Annotated in this window: 20 protein-coding genes; 11 read left to right on the top strand and 9 right to left on the bottom strand. The window is 33.4% G+C overall.

Annotated features, from left to right (window positions below):
* The first annotated feature begins 164 nt into the window (after nucleotides 1-164).
* The 5 genes from moaC to B6C99_RS06385 all read left to right on the top strand — a co-directional run bounded on the left by moaC (nucleotide 165) and on the right by B6C99_RS06385 (nucleotide 4091).
* The gene (gene moaC / locus B6C99_RS06405; RefSeq protein ID WP_086359084.1) at nucleotides 165-653 is read left to right on the top strand and encodes a cyclic pyranopterin monophosphate synthase MoaC; all 489 of its coding nucleotides are present in this window, start codon (nucleotides 165-167) and stop codon (nucleotides 651-653) included.
* Between the two features lie 7 nt (nucleotides 654-660).
* Complete coding sequence (gene moaD, locus B6C99_RS06400; RefSeq protein ID WP_034904250.1) at nucleotides 661-906, top strand: molybdopterin synthase sulfur carrier subunit; 246 nt, start codon at nucleotides 661-663, stop codon at nucleotides 904-906.
* 4 nt (nucleotides 907-910) lie between these two features.
* A complete protein-coding gene (gene moaE, locus B6C99_RS06395) occupies nucleotides 911-1354 on the top strand; it encodes a molybdopterin synthase catalytic subunit MoaE (RefSeq protein WP_086359083.1) in 444 nt (147 codons plus the stop codon).
* A gap of 53 nt (nucleotides 1355-1407) precedes the next feature.
* Nucleotides 1408-2106: a Bax inhibitor-1/YccA family protein gene (locus tag B6C99_RS06390; protein WP_086359082.1), complete on the top strand. Its 699-nt coding sequence runs from the start codon at nucleotides 1408-1410 to the stop codon at nucleotides 2104-2106.
* Between the two features lie 164 nt (nucleotides 2107-2270).
* On the top strand, nucleotides 2271-4091 hold the full coding sequence (locus B6C99_RS06385; RefSeq protein WP_086359081.1) for a sulfatase-like hydrolase/transferase: 1821 nt from the start codon (nucleotides 2271-2273) through the stop codon (nucleotides 4089-4091).
* A gap of 30 nt (nucleotides 4092-4121) precedes the next feature.
* On the opposite strand, the gene sppA is transcribed toward B6C99_RS06385, so the two are convergent.
* The 6 genes from sppA to pcnB all read right to left on the bottom strand — a co-directional run bounded on the left by sppA (nucleotide 4122) and on the right by pcnB (nucleotide 12715).
* A complete protein-coding gene (gene sppA, locus B6C99_RS06380; protein ID WP_086359080.1) occupies nucleotides 4122-5939 on the bottom strand; it encodes a signal peptide peptidase SppA in 1818 nt (605 codons plus the stop codon).
* 32 nt (nucleotides 5940-5971) lie between these two features.
* The gene (gene apaH, locus B6C99_RS06375; protein WP_086359079.1) at nucleotides 5972-6790 is read right to left on the bottom strand and encodes a bis(5'-nucleosyl)-tetraphosphatase (symmetrical) ApaH; all 819 of its coding nucleotides are present in this window, start codon (nucleotides 6788-6790) and stop codon (nucleotides 5972-5974) included.
* 4 nt (nucleotides 6791-6794) lie between these two features.
* Nucleotides 6795-7592 (bottom strand): 16S rRNA (adenine(1518)-N(6)/adenine(1519)-N(6))-dimethyltransferase RsmA, encoded by a 798-nt coding sequence (gene rsmA / locus B6C99_RS06370; protein ID WP_086359078.1) that lies wholly within the window; start codon nucleotides 7590-7592, stop codon nucleotides 6795-6797.
* Nucleotides 7585-8895 carry a peptidylprolyl isomerase SurA gene (surA, locus tag B6C99_RS06365; protein WP_086359077.1) on the bottom strand — a complete coding sequence of 437 codons (1311 nt, stop codon included), beginning with the start codon at nucleotides 8893-8895 and terminating at the stop codon, nucleotides 7585-7587. The genes rsmA and surA overlap by 8 nt, the downstream gene beginning before the upstream one ends.
* A gap of 62 nt (nucleotides 8896-8957) precedes the next feature.
* Nucleotides 8958-11339 (bottom strand): LPS assembly protein LptD, encoded by a 2382-nt coding sequence (lptD, locus tag B6C99_RS06360; RefSeq protein WP_086359076.1) that lies wholly within the window; start codon nucleotides 11337-11339, stop codon nucleotides 8958-8960.
* Between the two features lie 74 nt (nucleotides 11340-11413).
* Nucleotides 11414-12715: a polynucleotide adenylyltransferase PcnB gene (pcnB, locus tag B6C99_RS06355; protein ID WP_216819406.1), complete on the bottom strand. Its 1302-nt coding sequence runs from the start codon at nucleotides 12713-12715 to the stop codon at nucleotides 11414-11416.
* A gap of 421 nt (nucleotides 12716-13136) precedes the next feature.
* Between pcnB and oxyR the strand changes: the two genes are divergently transcribed.
* The 3 genes from oxyR (at nucleotide 13137) to B6C99_RS06340 (ending at nucleotide 15876) form a co-directional block, all read left to right on the top strand.
* Nucleotides 13137-14060: a DNA-binding transcriptional regulator OxyR gene (gene oxyR / locus B6C99_RS06350; RefSeq protein ID WP_086359074.1), complete on the top strand. Its 924-nt coding sequence runs from the start codon at nucleotides 13137-13139 to the stop codon at nucleotides 14058-14060.
* A gap of 28 nt (nucleotides 14061-14088) precedes the next feature.
* Nucleotides 14089-14733, top strand: a complete 645-nt coding sequence (gene fabR, locus B6C99_RS06345) for an HTH-type transcriptional repressor FabR (RefSeq protein WP_086359073.1) — start codon at nucleotides 14089-14091, stop codon at nucleotides 14731-14733.
* A gap of 111 nt (nucleotides 14734-14844) precedes the next feature.
* Nucleotides 14845-15876 (top strand): hypothetical protein, encoded by a 1032-nt coding sequence (locus tag B6C99_RS06340; protein ID WP_086359072.1) that lies wholly within the window; start codon nucleotides 14845-14847, stop codon nucleotides 15874-15876.
* Between the two features lie 64 nt (nucleotides 15877-15940).
* On the opposite strand, the gene pntB is transcribed toward B6C99_RS06340, so the two are convergent.
* Nucleotides 15941-17329, bottom strand: a complete 1389-nt coding sequence (gene pntB / locus B6C99_RS06335; protein WP_086359071.1) for a Re/Si-specific NAD(P)(+) transhydrogenase subunit beta — start codon at nucleotides 17327-17329, stop codon at nucleotides 15941-15943.
* 15 nt (nucleotides 17330-17344) lie between these two features.
* Nucleotides 17345-18877 (bottom strand): Re/Si-specific NAD(P)(+) transhydrogenase subunit alpha, encoded by a 1533-nt coding sequence (gene pntA / locus B6C99_RS06330; RefSeq protein ID WP_086359070.1) that lies wholly within the window; start codon nucleotides 18875-18877, stop codon nucleotides 17345-17347.
* A gap of 362 nt (nucleotides 18878-19239) precedes the next feature.
* Between pntA and rbsK the strand changes: the two genes are divergently transcribed.
* Genes rbsK through B6C99_RS06315 form a run of 3 tightly spaced genes read left to right on the top strand, consistent with a single transcriptional unit; the run spans nucleotide 19240 to nucleotide 22796 of the window.
* On the top strand, nucleotides 19240-20433 hold the full coding sequence (gene rbsK, locus B6C99_RS06325; RefSeq protein WP_086359069.1) for a ribokinase: 1194 nt from the start codon (nucleotides 19240-19242) through the stop codon (nucleotides 20431-20433).
* A 21-nt stretch (nucleotides 20434-20454) separates the two neighbouring features.
* Nucleotides 20455-21411, top strand: a complete 957-nt coding sequence (locus B6C99_RS06320; protein ID WP_086359068.1) for a nucleoside hydrolase — start codon at nucleotides 20455-20457, stop codon at nucleotides 21409-21411.
* Nucleotides 21408-22796 carry an MFS transporter gene (locus tag B6C99_RS06315; protein ID WP_086359067.1) on the top strand — a complete coding sequence of 463 codons (1389 nt, stop codon included), beginning with the start codon at nucleotides 21408-21410 and terminating at the stop codon, nucleotides 22794-22796. The genes B6C99_RS06320 and B6C99_RS06315 overlap by 4 nt, the downstream gene beginning before the upstream one ends.
* A gap of 139 nt (nucleotides 22797-22935) precedes the next feature.
* Here B6C99_RS06315 and B6C99_RS13185 read toward each other — a convergent pair whose 3' ends face one another.
* Nucleotides 22936-23085, bottom strand: coding sequence for a hypothetical protein (locus B6C99_RS13185; protein WP_158092449.1), 150 nt, complete (start codon nucleotides 23083-23085; stop codon nucleotides 22936-22938).
* Nucleotides 23086-23235: the final 150 nt, after the last annotated feature.

The raw sequence follows: 23235 nt of genomic DNA, 5'->3' as shown, positions 1-23235 counted from the left end.
TGCTATTGTACGCAGATTTTATTTAACTCGCAAAAATTACGCAGATTAATTAATTATTTCAAAATTAAATATCCAAAACTTTATGTATACGCTAGTAGTATACATAAACAAAATTTGTTATCTTGAGTGACAAATTAAAATATAATGTTTAAGGATGTTTAAAAATGTCAGCGTCATTTTCACATATTAATCAACGTGGTGATGCTCATATGGTGGATGTTTCAGAAAAACAGATAACCCATCGAGAGGCTAGGGCAGAATCAATAGTATTAATGAATGCAGAAACATTTAATATGATTATTGAAGGAAAACATCATAAAGGTGATGTGTTTGCGACAGCTCGAATTGCAGGAATTCAAGCTGCGAAACGGACTTGGGAGTTAATACCACTTTGTCATCCATTACTTCTGAGTAAAATAGAGGTTAATATTGAAACTTTATTTGAAAATCATAGTGTAAGAATTGAATCAATCTGTAAGGTAACAGGTCAAACAGGTGTGGAAATGGAAGCATTAGTTGCTGCTTCTGTCGCTGCATTAACTATATATGATATGTGTAAAGCTAGTCAGAAAGATATGATTATCAATCAAGTTAAATTATTAAATAAAGTTGGTGGTAAATCAGGCGAATATAATTTAAACAAAATAGAATAATAAAAGTATGAATAAAATTTATTTTTTTGCACAAATTAGAGAGTTGTTAGGCGTTGAATCTTTGGAATTAATGGTAGATCAAATCTCAATAGCTCAACTTTTAGAACAGCTTAGTTTACGGGGTGACAAATGGTCATTAGCTTTAAAAGAAAAAACCGTATTATGTGCGGTAAATCATACTTTAGTTGATTATCATCATATAATTCAACAGAATGATGAAATTGCTTTTTTTCCACCAGTAACAGGTGGGTAATAATATGAATATTATTGAAATTAACCAATCAGCTATTGATATAAATTCATTAATAACATGGCTCTATGAGTTACCTCAAGATGGAGCAGTAGTCACTTTTATTGGGAAAGTACGTAGTTTAGAAAACCAAGTGATTAGTTTAACATTGGAACATTATCCTCAAATGACGGAAAAAGTGTTCAGCAACATTATTCATCAAGCCAGAGATAGATGGTCAATTAATCGAGTTGCATTAGCCCATCGTGTGGGCAAAATTAATGCTAATGAGAGTATTGTTTTTGTTGGTGTTAGTTCGGCACATCGCAGTGATGCTTTTGCCGCAACTGAATTTATTATGGATGTATTAAAAAATGAAGCACCGTTTTGGAAGAAAGAACAAACTACTAGTGGTGAAAATTGGGTAGAGGCTAAGCAGTCTGATGTAAATGCCTTGAAGAAATGGTATTAATCCATATTTAATATATAATAAGGTTGTTATGTTATTTTTATGAGAGGAAAGAGATGTCAAGTTATACTCCTAATGGTTCAATTATAGAACGAGCTAATAGCCGTATACAAACATACATGAGTCAAGTGTATGGTTGGATGGCTGTTGGTTTACTTTTAACTGCTTTTGTTGCTTGGTTCGCATCAACTAGTTATGAGTTTCTCATTTTATTATCACGAGTAATGTGGGTACTTTTAATTGCTGAAATCGGATTGGTATTTGTTATTTCAGGAATGATTAATCGTTTGTCTGGTGCTGCAGCAACAACTTTATTTATGCTTTATTCAGTAATAAATGGTTGTACTTTTTCTATATATTTTATTTATTATACGTCATCTTCAATTGCCAGTGTCTTTTTTATTACCGCTGGAATGTTTAGTGCGTTAGCATTTTATGGTTATACGACTAAACGAGATTTATCTGGTTTTGGTAGCTTTTTATTCATGGGATTAATTGGTATAGTTATAGCCTCTCTAGTTAATCTATTTTTGCAAAGCGAACCTTTAATGTGGACGGTAACCTATATTGGCGTATTCGTTTTTGCCGGATTAACTGCTTATGATACGCAAAAGCTTAAACAACTGGGACTCAACTTATCGCAAGATGATCAAAATATGTTTAGGCGTTATGTAATATTAGGTGCATTAACACTCTATCTTGACTTTATCAATTTATTTATAATGTTACTGCGCATATTTGCTGATCGAAGATAACCATTCAAATATTAAGAGGGCTCTATAATGAGCCCTTTTTGTTAAGTTTGTATCAATCTCTACACGTTTATTGTTTTTTTGTTATAAATTTTGCGGAAAGCCCTAACTCAAAATAAAAAAAATATTATTATTAAAAATTTCAGCATCTTACATAATGGATTTCTATGAAAAAACTTTATCTGTTCTTGTTAGTAAATATTTCAATTTCGTCAATAATAGCAATCCGATATTTTTGGTTACCTGGTTCTTCGTTTACTTGGGATGGAAGCTTTTTTGCATTTATTGCAGTTTTAGGTCATTTTTTTTCAGCTTATTTGTTAATTTTTGTTTTATCCATTCCTATCCTTTGGATAAATAAAAAAATAACTAATATCTGCTTAGCACTTATATTCAGTTTATTACAAATTGTTTTATATATAGATACTATTGTTTTCCAACAATATCGATTTCATATCAATGAATCGGTATTATCAATGGTGTTTTCTGGTCAGGTTGTAGATTTTTCAGCTATGACTTATATATTAATATCTTTATTAATATTCGTTTTTTTAGCAGTGGAATATTTAGTCCTTTATCTGCTTGACAAGAAATTTAATCATAAAACTATTCGACCTAAAATATTAATTATACCGACGGTTTTTCTTGTTAGTTGCTTGGTTATCAGTCATTTGATACATATGATTGCTTTTTATTACGCCTATTCTCCGATTATGGTTGTCAAAGAATATATTCCTTTATATCGTCCATTTACCTCAAAAAAGATAATGGGATATTTTGATAAATCAGGGCAACGTAAAGTGCTTATTGAAATGGATAATCAGCATGCAAGTATCTATTACCCTAAAAAAGATCTTATGATTAATCCAGATAACCAAGCAACACCTAATATTATGTTTATTGTGTTAGATTCTTGGCGGTATGATACTTTTAGTCAACAAATTTCTCCTAATACCTACAATTTTGTACAACAGAATAATGGAATAATTTTCAATAATCATTATTCAACAGGCAATGCAACTAGAACTGGTATTTTTGGACTTTTTTATGGTATTCCCGGCACGTATTGGGATGCTTTTTTAAGAAACCGGATCCCATCGTTATTTATAACCACTTTGCAAAAAGAAAATTATAATATTGGTATATTTACTTCAGCCAAAGTTACCGCCCCTGAATTTGATCGTACGGCGTTTTTGACTATCAAAAATTTAAGAATTAGTAGTAGAGATGGTAAGGCATCTAGTCGAGATAAACAGTTAACGGAGGATTGGCTAAATTGGTATAAAACTAGAGATCAATCTAAACCGAGTTTTTCATTCTTATTTTTTGATGCTCCACATGCTTATGATTTTCCTAATAACTTTGACATAAAATTCCAACCTGTCGGTGAACTTAATTACATGACATTAAGTAACGATACTGATCCTGAACCAATTTTTAATCGCTATAAACAAAGTGTCTATTATGATGATTTTTTATTGCAAAAAGTCTATGATGAACTCAAACAGTCTGGTTCATTAGATAATACCTTGATTATTATAACCGGTGACCATTCACAAGAAATGAATGACAATAAACTAGGTTTTTGGGGGCATAATGGTAACTATACTGATGCACAAACTAAAGTTCCTTTTATTATTGTTGGGGCAAAAGAGCTTCAACACATGACCGATAATATAGATAAATTTACTAGCCATGAAGATGTAGTACCAACAATAATGCGACATTATTTACATGTCGAAAATGATATTAGTGATTACTCGACAGGCTATGATTTGTTTAGCCCGATATTAGATCGAGATTGGTTATTAATGTCGAATTATAGTTCTTATGCTGTTCGAACCAAAGATAACATCTATTTTGTTAATCGTCTTGGTATTAGCCATTATTATGATTGTCATAATAATCAAGTAGATCAGACACCTAATTATAAAACGATTCAAATGGCTATAGATAATATGCGTTATTTTTTCCAGACACAAAAATAAAAAAAATCCACCTTTGAGGTGGATTTTTTATTATCTAATATCGGCACAATTTAAACAGTATATATAACGGTTTTGTACATCTTTGAATTTATCCCATACTGAGATTTGTTGCTTAATTTGTTTTACTTCTGGGATCTGTTCAAAAAATACCTCAGCTGTTGATTTTGGCATCATTGCAATCATATCTGAATAAAGCGCATTGAACCAACTTCCTTCCGGTTTTTGCCAATCTATTTGGTAATCAGAAATATTGGCTAATGTTGCAGCCATATCAATAGCATCATCAAAATCACCTAACTTATCCACTAAGCCATTTTTACTTGCTTCGGAGCCTAACCAAACTTGGCCTTGAGCTATTTGATCGACTTGTTCAATCGTCATATTACGGTTTTTTGCTACTAAGGAGATAAAAGTACTGTAACCATTATCGATATTCATTTGAATAAATTGTTCCATTTCAGCAGATAAACTTTGTGTTAAGCTACTATTTGCCAATGGAGATGTTGAAACACCATCATTATAAACCCCGATATGTGAAAGTGAATTCTCAAAAGTTGGTATAATGCCAAAAATTCCAATTGAACCCGTAATCGTATTTGGGCTAGCAACGATATAATCAGAAGCGGTTGATATCCAGTATCCACCTGAAGCAGCCATTCCCCCCATAGAAACAACGATAGGGATCTGGTATCGATGTAAAGTCTCTAATTCACTACGAATTGCTTCGGAAGCATCAACGCTTCCTCCCGGACTATTTACTCTAAGTACTACAGCTTGTATGTTATTTTTATTTAAGTTCTTGCGAATATCTCTTAGTTGTTTAACAATATCTTGGCTACCGGCTATATTACTATTATTAGCACCATCGGTAATGGTACCATTTACGAATACAACAGCAATTTTAGGTTCTTTATTTGATTCTTCGACTTCTTCCTTAAGCTGATAATTGTATATGCTGACTTTGTGTTTTATTTTAACGTCAAGTTCAAAATCAAATTCAGAAGTTATCGCATCAATTAATCCATTTGTTAAAGCATATTGAGCCATATTGCCGTTAACCGATTTTAGTTCGGATAACATTTTATCGGCCGGAGGAACTAATTGTGTCGCTGCTTTCTTTCGCTCTGTGGAAATGTCATTAAGGTAGTTATTCCACATTAAATTCAACCATCGAGAAGCGTTACCTCTCGCTTCTTCTGACATATTATCTCGGATGAATGGTTCAATAGCTGATTTGTAAGTTCCGACACGGAAAACATGGGTGTTAATCTTTAAATTATCTAATAATGTTTTGTAGTATAAATTATTTGCTGATAATCCAAATACATTAACAGCCCCTAATGGGGTGAGATAAATTTTATTGGCATAGCTAGCCAAATAATATTGGCTTTGGTTGAAGTTGGAACCAATAGCGTAAATAGGTTTATTTGCTGCTTTGAATTTATCTAAATATTTACCAATATATTGCAAAGTGCTCATATCTGCACCAACAAAATTGTCTAATTTTAGCACCATGTTGTTAATATTTGGATCAGATGTCGCTTGTGATATCTTTTGCACTAAATCAAATAAACTATTTTCACGTGATAGATTTACTCTTTTACCATATATTTTATTTTGTAATTCGTACATCTCATCACTATAAAGCGAATTATCAACAACCACCCCTTCAATATCCATAACTAATGTACCATACTGAGGTATAATGTCTTGCTTTTGTGATTCTTTAATTAAGGCAATGCCACTAAAAATCAAAAGGATAATAACTAAAAAAACAAGGTTAAGAAAAATTTCTCTGATTAAGTTGATAACTTTCCAAATTGATTTAATAACAGATAGTGCAGACATAATAAAATAACCTTTAAATTGTTTTGTTATTTTTAACTTTTAGTTTCCATATTTTTCTTTTTGAAGTATTTTTTATCTTCAAAACGCAAACATGTCAATTTCCCACCCCAGCAACATCCTGTATCGAGTGCGTAAATATTTTCAGGAGTACCTTTGCCATTTAGCGCAGCCCAGTGGCCGAAAGCAATACTATAATCTGAAGAAATTTTACTGGATAATGTAAACCAAGGCTTTAATTTTGAAGGAGCTTCATCTGGTTGATTTTTACAGTAAAAATCAAGCCTTCCATCTTCGTAACAATAACGCATTCGAGTTAATGCATTGGCAATATAACGTAATCGGTCTAATCCTTGTAACTCTGCTGACCACTCATCAGGAAAATTGCCATACATTTTGTCGAGAAAAAGGGGATATGAGTCACTGCTTAACACTACATGGAGATCAAGAGCACATTTTTTTAATGTTTCCAAATCCCATTGGGGCGAAATTCCGGCATGAGTCATAATAAGTTTTAGTTTTTCGTCTATTTGGAGAAGCGGTTGTTTACGTAACCAGTTCATTAACTCATCAAAATCATCTGCGTGAATTAATTCATCAAGGTTATCCTTCTTTTTAGAAGGAGTAACATTGGCATAAATCGATAATAGATGTAAGTCATGATTACCTAAAACCAACCTAATTTGCTCACTGTTGTTTTTTACAAATCTTATAACTTCAAGTGATTTTGGCCCTCTAGCAACTAAATCGCCAGTTAACCATAAAGTATCTGATGACGAAAAACTTGCTTTTTCAAGTAGTCGCATTAACTCATCATAACAACCATGAATATCACCAATTATAAGGTTTGCCATAAGGTTATTTCCAAGCGTTTGTTAATAGACAATACTGTTCTACTGTCAAATTTTCGGCGCGTAAATTAGGATCAATACCAAGTTCACTAATTTGCTCAGCAGTAAATAAATTACCTAAGCTATTGCGAATGGTTTTACGTCTTTGATTAAATGCTTCAGTAGTAATACGTGACAGCACTTTAATATCATTGACTGAATATGGTTTTTGTTTGTAAGGTATTAGTTTAACTACAGCTGAATCAACCTTAGGTGCCGGTTTAAAAGAACTAGGTGGTACTTCTAAAACAGGAATAATTTGACAGTAGTATTGTGCCATGACACTTAAGCGACCATAATCTTTACTGTTAGGCGCAGCAACTAAACGAGTAACAACCTCTTTTTGTAACATAAAATGCATATCAGTGATGATTGAAGCATATTCGAATAATTGAAACATCAATGGTGTTGAAATATTATAAGGTAAATTACCAAATACTCTTAATGGCTGACCTAATGTATCGGACAACTGATTAAAATCGAAGCTTAAAGCATCTTGTTCAATCACACTGATTTTATTTTGTAAAAAAGGATTTTCAACTAATCGACTAGCTAAATCTCTATCAATTTCAATAACAGTAAGATGATCGACAAATTTACTTACAGGTATTGTCAATGCAGCAAGCCCAGGACCTATTTCAACTAAGGCCTCACCTTGTTTAGGTTGTATGGCGGCTACAATACTTTCGATAATATAATTATCATGAAGAAAGTTTTGACCAAATCGCTTACGAGCAAAATGCCCTTGATGAACACGATTATTCATTCTTTCCTTCACCTGTAATTTTGATATATGCGTCACCTTTTAGCTCTTGAATCCAAACCTGTGCTTCTTCAGCAAATTTACGATTGAAAATAAGTCGATAAGCTTGATCTTTTTTAACTATATTGGTGGCATCAGTCTGTCTAGTGTCAATTAATTGAATTAAATGCCAACCATAAGATGATCTTATTGGTTGACTTATTTCTCCTTTTTTTAATTGCAGTAACGCTGATCTAAATCCATTATCATAAACGTCTGGTCTGTTCCAACCTAAATCTCCACCATTATCTTTAGAACCTGTATCTTCTGAATTAGCTTTTGCAGCAGCAGCAAAAGTCGTTGAACCATTAATAATGGCTTTACGAATATCAGTTAATTTTTGTTTAGCGACTTGGTCTGTAACTAATACATTGGTTTTAATTAAAATATGACGAGCATTAAATTCTTGTAGTGTAATTTTTTGTGGTGCTTCAGAGTGAGTATCGTCAACTTTTAATATATGAATTCCAACACCCGAACGAATTGGTCCTATTATACTACCTTTTGGTGCTCGGATGAGTCGTTCTTCAAATATTGTAGGTAGTTCATTTATCTTCTTCCACCCCATTGAGCCACCTTTTAATGCAAGATCATCATTAGAATATGATGTGGCTAATTTAGCAAAATTTTCACCTTTATTAGCTCGATTAATGATATCCATCGCTTTGTTTGTAGCTGTGTCTATTTGTAGTTTAGAAGCTTTTTCAGGAATAGCGATTAAAATATGACTGATTTTGACATCAATATTGTTGGTAGGTTGGTTAGTTATTGTTTTAGTCAAATGTTCAACTTCTCGAGGAGAAATTTTGATTCTCGGTCTAACCTCATGCATACGCGTTTGATCAATTAATATGTCATTATGAATTCGTTCTCTATAAGTACTATAACTAATGCCCATTGCTGATAATTTGCTTCTCAGTTGATCGATGGTCATACCATTATCAGCTGCAATTCCATCAATTGCACCGGTTACTTCATCATCACTAATAGTAATTTTAGCTTTTGCTGCTTTTTGTAAAATCAAATTTTCAACTATTAGACGCTCGATGATTTGGTGCCTAAGTACTTTGTCACTAGGTAATGTTCTAGGATCGGCACTTGCCTTAATTGTTTTTAGCATATCATTAACGTCACTTTCTAAAATGACATTATTGTTAACAACAGCAGCAACTTGTTCTATAACTTTAGGAGCTGCATAAGTTGAAAGTGGTGTTAGTGCTACATTAATACTTAAGTTTAATGCAATAAAAAGTTTTAATAATTTCATAGTTATTTAACTCATTTTATTGTTGTGATATTAATTTTATCACTATAAATTAATTAGTTAGTTTATTCAAATATTGATGTATAAGGTAACTTTCCAAAGTCTAACATTTTAGCTTTGGTATCACGATTATTCCCTAAACCTTGTAATTCAAAGTTAATTGAAAGTTTATTTTTGTATTTGCTAACATGTGTTTTGTTATCCCAATCTGTTAGCTTCCGACCATATTGCATAGTCACTCCCCAGCAACAATCACTATAATGTAAGCCAACAAAACTATCTGCGATTTGATTAAATTTAATATCATAATAATAAGAACCCACAGCACTAATTGTATTTGATAATGGCCAACTAGCCATAATACCTGCTTGAGATAGATCTTGTTTATAACGTTTATCTGAAGAGTTCTTGTATCTGTCATCTACGGTAGCAATATAATTATGATTGGCATATCGATAAGATAATTGCATTAATTTATTACTATTAGGTCGATATTCAAAAGTAGTGTTGGCCAAAGAAAAAGTATCAATCCGTGTATCATATTGAATGCCACTGCGAAAAATAATATCATCATTGATGCGCCAAAAGTTATCTGTTGCCCACGTAATACTGCCAGTATCTGAATTTTTATCTAATTCATTATTATGTTCACTGGTTTTAGATTTAGTGAAATAAGTAATTTGACCAAGAGACAAATTGAATTTTTCAATTCTATTAGAATCATAAAAACGTGTTGTTACACCAGTCGCAAGCTTGTTTGTCGATGCTATACGATCTAGACCACTATATGGTTGATCTCTAAATAATCCTATATAATCATCCTGTAAAAAACTTGAGTCATAGTTATTTATATTGGATTGATTGCGATAGGGGATATAAGTATATTTAATGCGAGGTTCAAGAGTTTGATTGTAACCATTCATAAACTCAATGGCACGTTCGAAAATAACTTTACCATCCAGACTAAATTTAGGCATAAAACGATTTACATTACTATCTAATTTTTTATCTAAATTTTTATTTATTCTATTATATCTTTTAAGATTTTGTTGATTATAATGAGTCGCCATAAAGCCTGTTTCTGTTGCTAATGAAGCCCAAGAATTAGTTACTGTATAATTAAGTGTTGGTTCAATGTGAGTTCGCCATGCATTAGGCTGGTTTTTTTCCGAATTAATAAAATGGGATACTTGATAAAATGTCTTGAATTTTAGTGCACCCAAATCGTAATTATAGTAGTTAATATCCAACTGTGGTTGGGTCTGATAGAGATAATTATAATAAAATGGTTGAAAATGTTTGTAACCTAAAGCTACATCCCAATTTTTATCATTATAGGCTAATTTATAAAATTGTGTTAAATATCCAGCTGTTTGAGAAACATATTTAGAGTTCAAATCATTTAAATACTGCTTATCACTAACCCGTGTAACATCAGTAAATAAGCGCCAATTATAATTTATTAATTCCTCATTCTTCCAATGGAATAACCATCGATTATTATTATCATCATAATTATTGCCATTTAATAATGTTTTTCTATCTTCTTGGTATTTTTTATCATGTTGTAACCAACTAAAAGCGATAGTTCCTAATCCTAAATGATTTAAATAGCGAAATTCAGTTTGTAATTGTACACCACGATGTTGTAATACTCTTGGTGTTAATGTTGCATCATAATTTGGTGCAATGTTCCAATAAAAAGGTAATGCGAAATCAATTCCATCATCACTATCATATCCTAAAATAGGCATTAATAAACCTGAACGTCTTTTATTGCCAGTTGGTAATTGTAAATAAGGCGAATATAGAACGGGTACTTTACCAATACTAAAGACAGCATTCCAGACTTCGAGTAATTGTTCTTCATTATCATGAATTACCGTAGTTCCTTTAATATTCCACGTACTATCATCTACGGGGCAAGAAGTGAAACTACCATTTTTTAGAATGATATAGCGATTTTTTTCTAGCTTCATTTCATCAGCTTTACCGCGTCCAAGTCGATCAACTAAATGATACTCACTGGGATGCATATTCGAATCATTATTGTTGAGATTTATCGCCGCATGATCACCTTTCATTTTTATTAGATTATCTTGATAAGTGATGCTTCCATCCAATATTGCCATGCGGTTATTTGTATCTTTAGAATCAATAGTTACTTTATCTGCTAGAACGGTGCGATTACCTTGTTCAACATACACGTCGCCACTGTAAATAGCTAAATCTGGATAAATTGCTTCAAATTCATTAGATTCTGCATTAATCGGTAATGTATTTATATCACCATTTACAATTGGTCGCTCAAATTTTGGTACATTAATAAGACACTGAGGATTGCTAGTATCGTTTTCAGGTATGCCAATTGCATAGCTATTACTATCATAATTATAGAAAGAAAATGTAACAGCTATAGCAATAAGAGAGAGTGATAATTTTTTCATCAATGATTAGAGTGTAATTATGATTATTTTAATTAAAACATTATAGCGGTTATTTATAAAAGTGCGAATGAAAATTAACGTTTAGTGCGTCGTTTATTACTTTTACCAAGTTGTTTAACCATAGATATTTTTCTTTCGGTGGATACATGTTGAAATTCATCCCACCATTTGGCTAAATCTAACAATTCTCCTTTTTCAATAGATGATCGCATTTCTAACAAATCATAGGCAGCGCGAAATTTTGGATGTTCCAAAATCACAAAGGCACGTTTTCCTTCTCGTTTTTTCATTCTTAATTGTAAACGCCAAATATCACTCATTATATTTGTTAATCGTTTGGGTATTGCGATAATTCGGCACTGTTCGCTTAATACATCATTTATAGCCATAGAAAAAGAATCATAATACTGAAGGCCGCTTTCAATACAATTAATCTGAGTTTGTTCTATAATTGGATACCAAAAAAAGACAGCATATAAAAATGCAGGATTGACACGTTGCTCATTTGCTATTCGATAATCAGTATTTTTTAATACGTGAGCAATAATTTTCTCTAAATTGCCATTATTATTGTGTACAAATAAGCGTTCAACTACCGGGAAAAGTTGTTCAAAGAGTTGGTACTGTTTTAATAAGATATAAGTGTTGTAACCATGACCGTATTGCAATAATTTTAATGATTCATCAAAAAGTCGTGCCGATGGAATATTTTTTAGCAATGGGGCTAGCGTTTTAATGGGATCAGCCGTTGCTTGATCTATTTTCATGTTAAGTTTGGCGGCAAAACGAATTGTCCTTAACATTCTAACTGGATCTTCACGATACCTTGTTTGTGGATCGCCAATTAATCGAATAACGCCATTTTTTAAATCATTTAATCCGCCACAATAATCACGGATAGTAAAGTCTTTAACATTATAATAAAGGGCGTTCATCGTGAAGTCCCGTCGGATAGCATCTTGTTCAATCGTACCATATACATTGTCACGTAATAGCATGCCAGATTGCGATCGTTTAGAGATATTGGCCTGTTCACTTTGATCATCATGATCACCACGAAAAGTGGCGACTTCAATTATCTCTTTACCGAACATAATGTGTGCTAAACGAAAACGTCTTCCGATCAGGCGACAATTACGAAACACCTTTTGAATTTGTTCTGGAGTAGCATTTGTGGCAATATCAAAGTCCTTAGGTTTTTTACCTAAGAGAAGATCTCTAATACATCCACCAACTAGATAAGCTTCATATCCTTGTTTATTTAAGCGATAAAGAACTTTTAGGGCATTTTCGCTTATATTTTTACGAGAAATATTATGTTCATTGCGAGAAATGGAGACATAGTGCGATTTTTGCTGTTCTTCATGCTGAAACATTTTACGATAAAAGCGAGAAACTTGTTTAAAAATAGCGCACCTCAAATTAATAATAGTCTATATAGCAATCTAGCGCGCGATTATATCGCAATTACTTTTAACTTTCCATTTTTCTTAATATGACTATGGTAAGTAGAATGATGGGATTTAGTTTATAATCATCAAAGATTCTATTTGATTTTTTAAACATAATTATCAACAATAGCAATTTATATAGTACAATTAATAAAGTTAGCCTATTAAGCATCAAGAAATTATGCATAACAACAGATTTTATCTGTATTTAAATGACTAATTAATTTTACTGAATTTGATACTCTTATTTTATAAATGATTTTTATACAAAAAACAGTAGTATTTTATATCTATTTATTATATTTCTGAGTATATAACCATTAACTGATAATTTTTTGGGGACACTATGAATATTCGTGATTTGGAATATTTTGTATCGTTAGCTGAATTTCGGCACTTTCGTAAAGCAGCAGATGCTTGTAATGTTAGTCAACCAACATTAAGTGGTCAAATCAGAAAACTTGAAGACGAATTAGGTGTAATGTTACTTGAGCGAACTAGTCGCAAAGTGTTATTTACCCAAACCGGTATGATGCTTGTTGAGCAAGCCAAAGAAATTTTACGTAATATACAAATTTTAAAAGAGATGGCTAGTCGTCAAGGTGAAGAGATGTCTGGTCCGATGCATATAGGTTTAATCCCAACGATTGCACCCTATTTATTACCGCATGTAATTACCGTTTTACACGAATCTTTTCCTCAATTAGAACTTTATTTGCATGAAGCTCAAACTGCCAATATTGTTGCTCAACTTGAGAGTGGAAAACTAGATTGTGCGATTATTGCCCAAGTAAAAGAAACTGCGCAATTCATCGAGCTTCCTCTATTTAATGAACCGATGTTTTTAGCTGTTCCAGCAAATGATGAATTAGCAAGTAAACAAACGGTCAAACTTTCTAGCTTAAAAGGCCAGAAATTTTTAATGTTAGAAGATGGTCATTGTTTGCGTGAACATGCAATGGGATATTGTTTTCAAGTCGGAATTGATGAAGATAAACAGTTTAAAGCAACGAGTTTAGAAACATTGCGTAGCATGATATCAGCAGGGCGTGGAATTACTTTATTTCCTGAGTTAGCCGCACCAAATGAACGTACTCGAGATAATATTTGTTATATTCCGTGTACAGACCCTGTTCCAACACGTAGTATCGCCTTAATTTATCGACCTGGTTCTCCATTACGTTCACGTTATGAAACTATTGCGAAAACTATTCGTGATCACATGCCGAAAGTATTTGCTGAAAAAGAACGCCTATTAGGTCAAAAGTAATATATTTTTTTATTGCAGAATTAAAAAAATGAAAAATGTTAAAACCTATGGGGTTAGAGCACTGCAAAAAGAGAGAACTCGACGAAGTCTTATTGATGCTGCGTTTAATCAACTTAATGCAGAACAAGGTTTTGCAAGTTTGAGTCTACGAGAAGTTGCTCGTGAAGCAGGTATTGCTGCCACCTCATTTTATCGACATTTTCGTGATATGGATGAGTTAGGTTTAGCAATGGTTGATGAGAGCGGATTAACACTTCGTCAATTATTACGTCAAGCCCGAAAGCGTATTGAAAAAGGTGGTAGTGTTCTTAGAACTTCGGTAACGACATTTATTGAATTTATTGATAAAAATCCTAAAGTATTCTTGTTATTACTGCGTGAAAAAGCCGGAACATCTTCTGATTTTCGATCAGCGATTGCTCGTGAAATTCAGCATTTTATCGTCGAACTCGTTGATTATTTAGATAATGCTAATCAAATGCCACATCATTATAATGAAGCCCAAGCAGAAGCTATGGTTACTATTGCTTTTAATGCTGGAGCGGAAGCTATTGATTTTGATATTATTCAACGTCAAAAATTAATAGAAGATCTTATTTTTCAACTTCGAATGGTTTCTCGCGGGGCTTATTACCTTTATCATAAAGAACAAATAAAACTTGAAGATCATTGATCGTTTTTCTCATTTTATATTTATTTCAAAATTGTAATTTATATATTCAATAATGATTTTAGTTCATTTCTTATTTAGATTATAATAAAAATACCTTGTTAAGGATAATGGATGGTTAAGCTTCTTTTTTGTGTAATTAATTTATTTATTTTACTTTTTCCTCTTATTTCCAACGCATCAGAACATATTGGTTTCAAGCGAATTCACTATGATAAACAAGATGGCAGACCGCTTGATATTGCTGTTTGGTATCCTACTAACAATAACCATGACGCTGTTACTATAGCTGAAAATGCTATTTTTTATGGTCATGAAGTTACTCCTGATGCTGAACCGAAAATCAGTACGACTAAATATCCATTAGCTTTGCTTTCACATGGTTATGGTGGAAGTTGGCAAAATCTAAGTTGGCTTGCTAATGAACTAGCTTTAAAAGGTTATATTGTTGCGGCTCCCAACCATCCAGGAACAACAATATTTGATCGTAATATTGAACAATCATCTAAACTATGGTTACGTCCACAAGATTTAAGTAAAACAATTGATGCTTTGATTGGCAATCAAACATTTTCCAATATTGTTAATTTTAATCAGATTGTCGCTATAGGCCATTCGTTAGGTGGTTGGTCAATAATTGCACTTTCTGGCGCTAGATTTAATACTGACACTTTCAATGAGGATTGTAAAAAGTATTCATATTTAAAAGGTTGTCATTTGATGTCAGAACTTGGTTTAGCAAATCCAGAACTGAATAAAAGTATGTTAGACCCTAGGATAAAGGCATTCATATCTTTAGATGCTGGTTTGACAAGAGGATTCACAGTAGATAGCTTAGAAAAAATTAAAATTCCTGCTCTTATTATTGGAGCTGGAATAGATATAGATGATACGGATGCTAAACTTGAATCAGGTTATGTACAAGAATTTCTACCAAAATCGTCCTCAAATTATATTATTATTCCAGATGCAATGCATTTCAGTTTTATTCAAATTTGTAAATCCAATGCATTAGATATCTTAAAACAAGAGAAACAAGATGAAAGTATTATTTGTAAAGATGGTGGTTATCGTGCGAGAGGGGAGATACATCATGAAGTTACAGATCTCATTATTGGCTTTTTATCTAAAACATTCAAAAAATAAAAATTGTCATTAAACAAACTGCGACTTAAGTCGCAGTTTGTTTTTATTTTTAATGGTTACATTATTATAAATTTTGCAACACTTTTTCAACACTATCTTTAGCATCACCAAATAACATGTAGCTATTTTCTTTAAAGAATAGTGGGTTTTGCACGCCAGCATAGCCGGTATTCATAGAACGTTTTGAAATAATGACAGTTTTTGCTTTCCAAACTTCTAGAACTGGCATTCCTGCGATAGGGCTATTAGGATCTTCTTCTGCCGCCGGATTAACTGTATCGTTAGCACCAATTACCCAAACAACATCTGTATCAGGGAAGTCATCATTGATTTCATCCATTTCTAATACAATATCATAAGGGACTTTTGCTTCAGCTAATAATACGTTCATATGGCCAGGTAAACGTCCTGCAACTGGGTGAATACCAAAGCGAACTTCTATACCCATACCACGAAGTTTTTCAGTAATGTTACTTACTGCACCTTGAGCTTGAGCAACGGCCATACCGTAACCAGGTACGATTATTACCGAGCGAGCTTCTTTTAAGGTTTGCGCAACTTCTGCTGGTTGCATTTCACGGTATTCACCTTGTTCTTCTTCTGAAGAGCTTGATGAACTGCCATCACTACCAAAACCACCGGCAATTACGCTGATAAATGAACGATTCATTGCTTTACACATAATGTAAGAAAGAATTGCACCAGAAGAACCCACTAACGCGCCAGTTACAATTAGAAGATCGTTTTGTAACATAAAGCCTGCCGCTGCTGCCGCCCAACCAGAATAGGAGTTAAGCATTGAGATAACAACAGGCATATCCGCACCACCAATTGATGCTACAAGGTGGAAACCAAACACTAATGCAATAATTGTCATGATAAGTAAACAAACTAAGGCTCCTGCGCCAGTTTGTACATTAATAAATATAAACATCAAGATAACTGATACAACTATTGCTGCTAGATTTAGGTAGTGTTTATATGGGAGAGATAATGGTTTTGAACTAATTTTACCATTTAACTTTCCAAATGCTACAACTGATCCTGAGAAGGTAACAGCACCGATAAATACACCTACAAAAATTTCAACTAAATGAATTGTTACTTCATTCGGTGCAATCATGTGCGGATCTAAGAAGCTGTTTATACCAACAAGAACGGCCGCCATACCAACAAAACTATGGAGAAGCGCAACCAGTTCTGGCATTTGGGTCATTTCTACTTTTTTAGCTAGATAAAGACCGATAGCGGCACCAATAACCATAGCAATAATGATCCAGTGTAGTCCACCTTTGATACTAGCAACAGCAGCAATAAGTGCAATTGCCATACCGATCATGCCATAAATGTTTCCAGATTTAGCTGATTCTTGATTTGATAGGCCTCGTAAACTAAAGATAAATAGTAATGCAGCAATAACATAAGCTGCTTGAATGATTCCATGACTTAACATTATCAATAATCTCCTTTACTTGCCACGTTGAAACATTTTTAGCATTCTTTGGGTAACAAAGAATCCACCAAAAATATTGATACTAGCAATCAAAATAGCAACAAAGGCAATCGCCGTAGTTAAGCCATTATCATCACCGACTTGTAATATTGCACCGACTAATATAATACCCGATATAGCATTAGTAACAGACATTAGTGGTGTATGTAATGAATGGGTTACATTCCATACTACGTAATAACCAACAACACATGATAAAGCAAATACGGTAAAGTGACCTAAAAAGCTCTCAGGCACAGAGTTTGCTAACCAGAAATAGGCAATAATTAATAAAGCAAGAATGCTATATTTTTTGGCTGGTGACATTGGTTTTGGTTCAGGTTTAGCCACAGGCTCAACCGCTTTTTTCTGTGGTTGTGCTGAAACTTGAATTGGTGGAGCAGGCCAAGTTATTTCTTTGTCTTTAACTACAGTTACACCACGAATCACTACATCATCAAAGTTGATGTCAATATTACCATCTTTTTCTTTAGCAAGTAGTTTTAATAAATTAACAATGTTAGTACCGTATAATTGTGATGCTTGTGCAGGCATACGGTTAGCTAAATCGGTATAACCAACAATTTTAACATTATTATCAGTTTCGAATACTTCACCTGGTTTAGTTAATTCGCAGTTACCACCAGTTAAAGCTGCTAAATCAACAATAACACTGCCTGGTTTCATTGATTCAACCATCTCTTTTGAAATAAGTTTTGGTGCAGGTTTACCTGGAATTAATGCTGTAGTGATAATGATGTCAACATCTTTAGCTTGTTCAGCAAATAATGCCATTTCTGCTTCAATAAATGCAGCAGACATTTGTTTAGCATAGCCATCACCAGAACCGGCTTCTTCTTCGAAATCTAATTCTAAGAAGTCAGCACCCATACTATTAATTTGTTCTGCAACTTCAGGTCGTGTATCAAATGCACGAACAATAGCACCTAAGCTAACTGCCGCACCAATTGCAGCAAGGCCCGCTACACCCGCACCAATTACCAACACTTTTGCTGGTGGTACTTTACCTGCAGCAGTAACTTGCCCAGTAAAGAATCGACCGAACTGATTTGCTGCTTCAATAACTGAACGGTAACCAGCAATGTTAGACATTGAACTTAATGCATCAAGTGATTGAGCTCGTGAAATACGAGGTACACAATCCATTGCCATTACAGTGATATTTTTAGTTGCAAGTTTTTCTAGAAGATCTTTATGTTGAGCAGGATAGATATAGCTGATAAGCGTTAATCCCTCTTTCATTAGAGCGATTTCTTCATCAGTTGGCGCATGAAATTTTAAAATAAGATCATTTTGCCAAATATCCTTCGTACTTTGAATAGTGGCTCCAGCATCAATAAAAGCTTGGTCTTCGAAATGAGCAGCATGCCCAGCACCTTGTTCTACTGAAACTGTAAATCCTAGTTTCAACAGTTGTCCAACGGTTTGAGGTGTTGCTGCAACTCTAGCTTCATTGGCTAACCGTTCTTTTGGTATACCGATATGCATTGCGTTACATCCTTATGTTAAGAAAGATTATTTATGTTTTGCGATTTTAGCATAAATTAGCGACAGTGCGAGTACGGAATTAATTTTTTATTATCGAAATTAGATTATTACTTTTATGATAACTTGATATAGCGTTATGAGTTATAGCAAAAGTATAGTTGTTTTGCTAATAGTTATTACTAATATATGTGACAGTAATAAAATGAATAGTTTTCATTAAATTTTATTATTTTTAAAGCAGTCGAGTCCAATCTATCTTAGTTCCGTTTGCTTCTGTTTTATCTCATAAGTTATGATTATTATCACTCTTTTAATGATTTAATCCAGCTATACTTTTATTTAATCATCAAGAGGTTTACTTTATGTTCTTAGAAGAAAGACAAAAAGCTATCTTAGCTTATTTAGATAAACATGAAAGAGGTAGTGTTCAATATTTTTCGGAAATATTTAAAGTATCTAAAGAGACTATTAGAAAAGATCTCTCTACACTGGCGAAACAATTATTAGTTATTCGTTGTTATGGTGGAGCCATGATTAAAAGGCATAGATTAGTAAGCAATATTACTGATAAAGAGTGTATTACCTCATTAATGACAAGATATGATAAACAGAAATTTAAAAAACGAGGAGACAGAATGAACGGTAATGTTTGTATTTTAGGTTCATTTAATGTTGATATTGTTGCACAAGTGGCAAGATTTCCTAAAGGCGGCGAGTCAATTCTAGCGCAAAAAAGTATGATTGGTCCAGGTGGAAAAGGTGCTAATCAAGCACTTGCTGCAAGTCATGCCGATGCAAAAGTTCATTTTGTTGCAAAAGTTGGAACCGATCAATTTAGTCAATTTGCTCATGATCATCTTTCTTCATCGAAAATTAACTCATTTACTTTGTATCAGTCAGATAAAGAACCTACTGGCAATGCTGTCATTTATGTTTCTGAGGAGAATGGTGAGAATATGATTGCCATCTATCCTGGTGCAAATTTAACAATTACTAATAAAGAAATTGTAATGTTAGAAAGTTATCTTAAACAATCTGATATTCTATTAGTTCAACTTGAAAATAATATTGATGCTGTTTTAAATGCAATGAAATTAGCTAAAGCAATGGGGGTTAAAGTGGTATTAAACCCGGCGCCTTATTCTAAAGATATTCAGCAGTTATTGTCTTATATCGATATTGTTACTCCGAATGAAACTGAAGCAAGTTTAATGTCAGGAGTTGAAGTTAATGATTTCGATAGTGCTAAGCTTGCAGCAGAAAAAATTTATTCATTGGGGATTCAAACAGTCATTATTACTTTAGGTAGTAAAGGTTCTCTTATCTATGATGGAAAACATCATCAACATATTAAGCCTTTTTTAGCTGTTCCTGTTGATACAACTGGTGCTGGCGATGCTTTTAATGGAGCTTTTTGTGCTTCATTGGCTAAAGGAGAAACACTTTATCAAGCAGCAGTTTATGCTTCAGCTTTTGCATCTTTAGCCGTTGAGCGCGAAGGTGCATCAAATATGCCATCGCATCAAAATGTGCTTAAACGAATGGCAAATATATAAATTTACTTGAGGAACCGATTTATGATAAATCAGCCAAAAAAAATTATCCTTGATTGCGATCCCGGTCATGATGATGCTATCGCACTTTTATTAGCTCATGGTAATCCAAATATTGAATTGCTAGCGGTAACTACGGTTGTTGGTAACCAAACATTAGAAAAAGTAACTCGTAATGCATTATCTGTTGCACGTATCGCTAATATTACAAATGTACCTTTTGCTGCAGGAGCGGTAAGACCTTTAATTAGAAATGTAGAAGTGGCACCTGATATTCATGGTGACTCTGGACTTGATGGCCCCGTTTTACCTGAACCGGCAATTCAATTAGATAAAAGGCATGCTATTGATTTAATCATTGATACCATCATGTCACATCCCCCTAAAACAGTCACATTGGTTCCAACAGGCGGTTTAACTAATATTGCAATGGCGGTACGTAAAGAGCCGAAAATCGTTGAGCGAGTAAAAGAAGTTGTTTTGATGGGTGGTGGGTATCATGTTGGCAACTGGAGTGCTGTTGCTGAGTTTAATATCAAGATTGATCCAGAAGCTGCTCATATAGTATTTAATGAAAAATGGCCTGTTACTATGGTTGGATTAGATCTTACCCATCAAGCATTAGCTACACCAGAAGTAATTGAAAAAATATCTGCAATAAAAACAAAACCAGCTAAATTTGTTTTGGAAATGCTGGAATTCTTCGGAAAAATGTATAAACAAGCTCAAGGTTTTACTTATCCGCCAGTGCATGACCCTTGCGCTGTTGCTTATGTTATAAATCCTGAGTTAATAAAAACTAAACGAGTGCCAGTTGATATTGAATTGACAGGTACATTAACTTTAGGAATGACCGTGGCTGATTTTCGTTTTCCTCCTGATGATAGTTGTCATACTCAGGTTGCAACTGAACTTGATCATACTGGTTTTTGGGATTTAATTGTTGACTCCCTAGAACGAATAGGTGAGGTTAATCTATGATTGAAAAAAGTAAAGGTAAATCCAGTGTATTTACACTGATGATGGCTTTACTTGCTGCATGTGTTGCTTTCCAACTTAATGCTAGTATGTTAAGCCCTGTATTAGTAACCATAGCAAAAGAGTTAGGAACTAATGATGCTGCTGTTGGGCTATCGCAAACCTCGTTTTTCACAGCAGCAGCTTTATTTTCATTATTTTTACCAAGATTAAGTGATATAAAAGGGCGAAAAAAAGTCTTAACTGCTATGTTATTAATCATGACATTAGGTACAGTTTTAGCTGCTGTTGCACCAAATATTGAAGTGTTATATGCCGCGCGGATTATTCAAGGTGTCTCTGGACCAGTCGTACCGCTATGCTTGTTAATGTTAAGTTTTGAAGTAAAAGATGTTAAACAATATGGTATGTTAATGGGAATAATAACAGCAGTAAATGGTGGTATTGCTGGTGTTGATGCGATAGCTGGTGGTCTACTTGCAACTTATTTCGGTTTTCGTTCTGTATTTTGGGTTATAGCTATAGTGGCTGCAATTTCCACTTTATTTGTTCACCGTTTTGCCTCCGAATCCAAACCATCGGCAGGCACTAAAATGGATTGGTTAGGTGTTTTGCTAATTGTTCTAACCATAGCTGCGCTATTACTCGCGCTTAATGAAGCGGGTAAACTGGGTAATGCAAATTGGTTGATTGTGGTAGGATTAACACTGTTTGCTATCTTATGTTTTATTCTATTTTGGCATGTAGAAAAAAGAAATAAACAACCACTTGTTACCACCAATCATTTGAAAAAACGTGCTACATGGGCTCTATTATTAACAACAACTTTAACCATGACAGGTATTTTCGCCATTGTTAATGGTTTGGTCATGTCAATTGCTCAAAATCATGAGATTGGCTTTGGATTAGAAGCGGATTGGGCTTCACTCATTTTTCTTACTCCTTATGCTTTAATTGGTTGGTTTGTGGGACCATTTTCCGGAAGGTTGGCACCAACAATGGGTTATAACAATGTGTTAAAATTAGGTCTTGTGGGCTGTGTTATTGGCATTTTAGTTATTATGTTTTATGGCATTCATTCTCTACCTATTTTATCGGTAGGGGTTATTGTGCTAGGTATTTTCTACGCAGGCATGGCCAATATTATCTTAAATGGCTTAGGTGTTGTTTTATCACCTAGCGAAAACCCAGGTTTTCTACCAGGAATGAATGCCGGTGCATTTAATTTAGGCGCTGGCTTAAGTTTTGCTTTATTACCAGCAATTCAAATGATGAATGGTAGTTCAATTGATGGTTATTTTAATGGCATGTTACTTGGATTAGCGATTACGGTATTAGCTCTAATTTGTAGTTTTCTTATACCTCGTCCAATTAATGCTGAAGTTTAATCAGATGATTAATAGGAAACGGGATAATAATCCCGTTTTTTATATATAAATTAATCTTGTGTCGCTAATTGGTTATTTTTTACTAGAAAGTCAATTTTAATCCAATAACATTTGAACTTTTATTTGGTATAATAGTTGCTTATCCTTTATCATTGGATTTTTCTGTTTTATCTAAATTATTAACTACATCAACAATGACAGAAGTACTGGTCAGCAGTTTACCCTCTTTATTTTCAGTAATTGATAAATTGTTATTGCGCTTCAATTCTGTTGGATTTATAGAAGGCACAAGTTGTAGGTTAATATTCTTTTATTTTTTTATCTATAGAAGCCAATTTGATTAAGGGAGTAAAAGTCATTTAGGAAAATGGAATATAGTATATTACATCTAATAATAAATCCTAAACTTAGCTATTTTTAACTACTACAATTTGTTATA

It is taken from the genome of Gilliamella sp. N-G2 (genome assembly GCF_002142215.1).
Lineage (GTDB): Bacteria > Pseudomonadota > Gammaproteobacteria > Enterobacterales > Orbaceae > Gilliamella.
The sequence above is the reverse complement of the archived record's forward strand: the minus strand, read 5'-3'. Positions and strand labels throughout refer to the sequence as shown.

What these genes read in the sequence shown, in the direction of transcription:
- moaC (WP_086359084.1), top strand. Translation starts at nt 165, where the DNA reads ATGTCAGCGTCATTTTCACATATTAATCAACGTGGTGATGCTCATATG.
- moaD (WP_034904250.1), top strand. Translation starts at nt 661, where the DNA reads ATGAATAAAATTTATTTTTTTGCACAAATTAGAGAGTTGTTAGGCGTT.
- moaE (WP_086359083.1), top strand. Translation starts at nt 911, where the DNA reads ATGAATATTATTGAAATTAACCAATCAGCTATTGATATAAATTCATTA.
- B6C99_RS06390 (WP_086359082.1), top strand. Translation starts at nt 1,408, where the DNA reads ATGTCAAGTTATACTCCTAATGGTTCAATTATAGAACGAGCTAATAGC.
- B6C99_RS06385 (WP_086359081.1), top strand. Translation starts at nt 2,271, where the DNA reads ATGAAAAAACTTTATCTGTTCTTGTTAGTAAATATTTCAATTTCGTCA.
- sppA (WP_086359080.1), bottom strand. Translation starts at nt 5,939, where the DNA reads ATGTCTGCACTATCTGTTATTAAATCAATTTGGAAAGTTATCAACTTA.
- apaH (WP_086359079.1), bottom strand. Translation starts at nt 6,790, where the DNA reads ATGGCAAACCTTATAATTGGTGATATTCATGGTTGTTATGATGAGTTA.
- rsmA (WP_086359078.1), bottom strand. Translation starts at nt 7,592, where the DNA reads ATGAATAATCGTGTTCATCAAGGGCATTTTGCTCGTAAGCGATTTGGT.
- surA (WP_086359077.1), bottom strand. Translation starts at nt 8,895, where the DNA reads ATGAAATTATTAAAACTTTTTATTGCATTAAACTTAAGTATTAATGTA.
- lptD (WP_086359076.1), bottom strand. Translation starts at nt 11,339, where the DNA reads ATGAAAAAATTATCACTCTCTCTTATTGCTATAGCTGTTACATTTTCT.
- pcnB (WP_216819406.1), bottom strand. Translation starts at nt 12,715, where the DNA reads ATGTTTCAGCATGAAGAACAGCAAAAATCGCACTATGTCTCCATTTCT.
- oxyR (WP_086359074.1), top strand. Translation starts at nt 13,137, where the DNA reads ATGAATATTCGTGATTTGGAATATTTTGTATCGTTAGCTGAATTTCGG.
- fabR (WP_086359073.1), top strand. Translation starts at nt 14,089, where the DNA reads ATGAAAAATGTTAAAACCTATGGGGTTAGAGCACTGCAAAAAGAGAGA.
- B6C99_RS06340 (WP_086359072.1), top strand. Translation starts at nt 14,845, where the DNA reads ATGGTTAAGCTTCTTTTTTGTGTAATTAATTTATTTATTTTACTTTTT.
- pntB (WP_086359071.1), bottom strand. Translation starts at nt 17,329, where the DNA reads ATGTTAAGTCATGGAATCATTCAAGCAGCTTATGTTATTGCTGCATTA.
- pntA (WP_086359070.1), bottom strand. Translation starts at nt 18,877, where the DNA reads ATGCATATCGGTATACCAAAAGAACGGTTAGCCAATGAAGCTAGAGTT.
- rbsK (WP_086359069.1), top strand. Translation starts at nt 19,240, where the DNA reads ATGTTCTTAGAAGAAAGACAAAAAGCTATCTTAGCTTATTTAGATAAA.
- B6C99_RS06320 (WP_086359068.1), top strand. Translation starts at nt 20,455, where the DNA reads ATGATAAATCAGCCAAAAAAAATTATCCTTGATTGCGATCCCGGTCAT.
- B6C99_RS06315 (WP_086359067.1), top strand. Translation starts at nt 21,408, where the DNA reads ATGATTGAAAAAAGTAAAGGTAAATCCAGTGTATTTACACTGATGATG.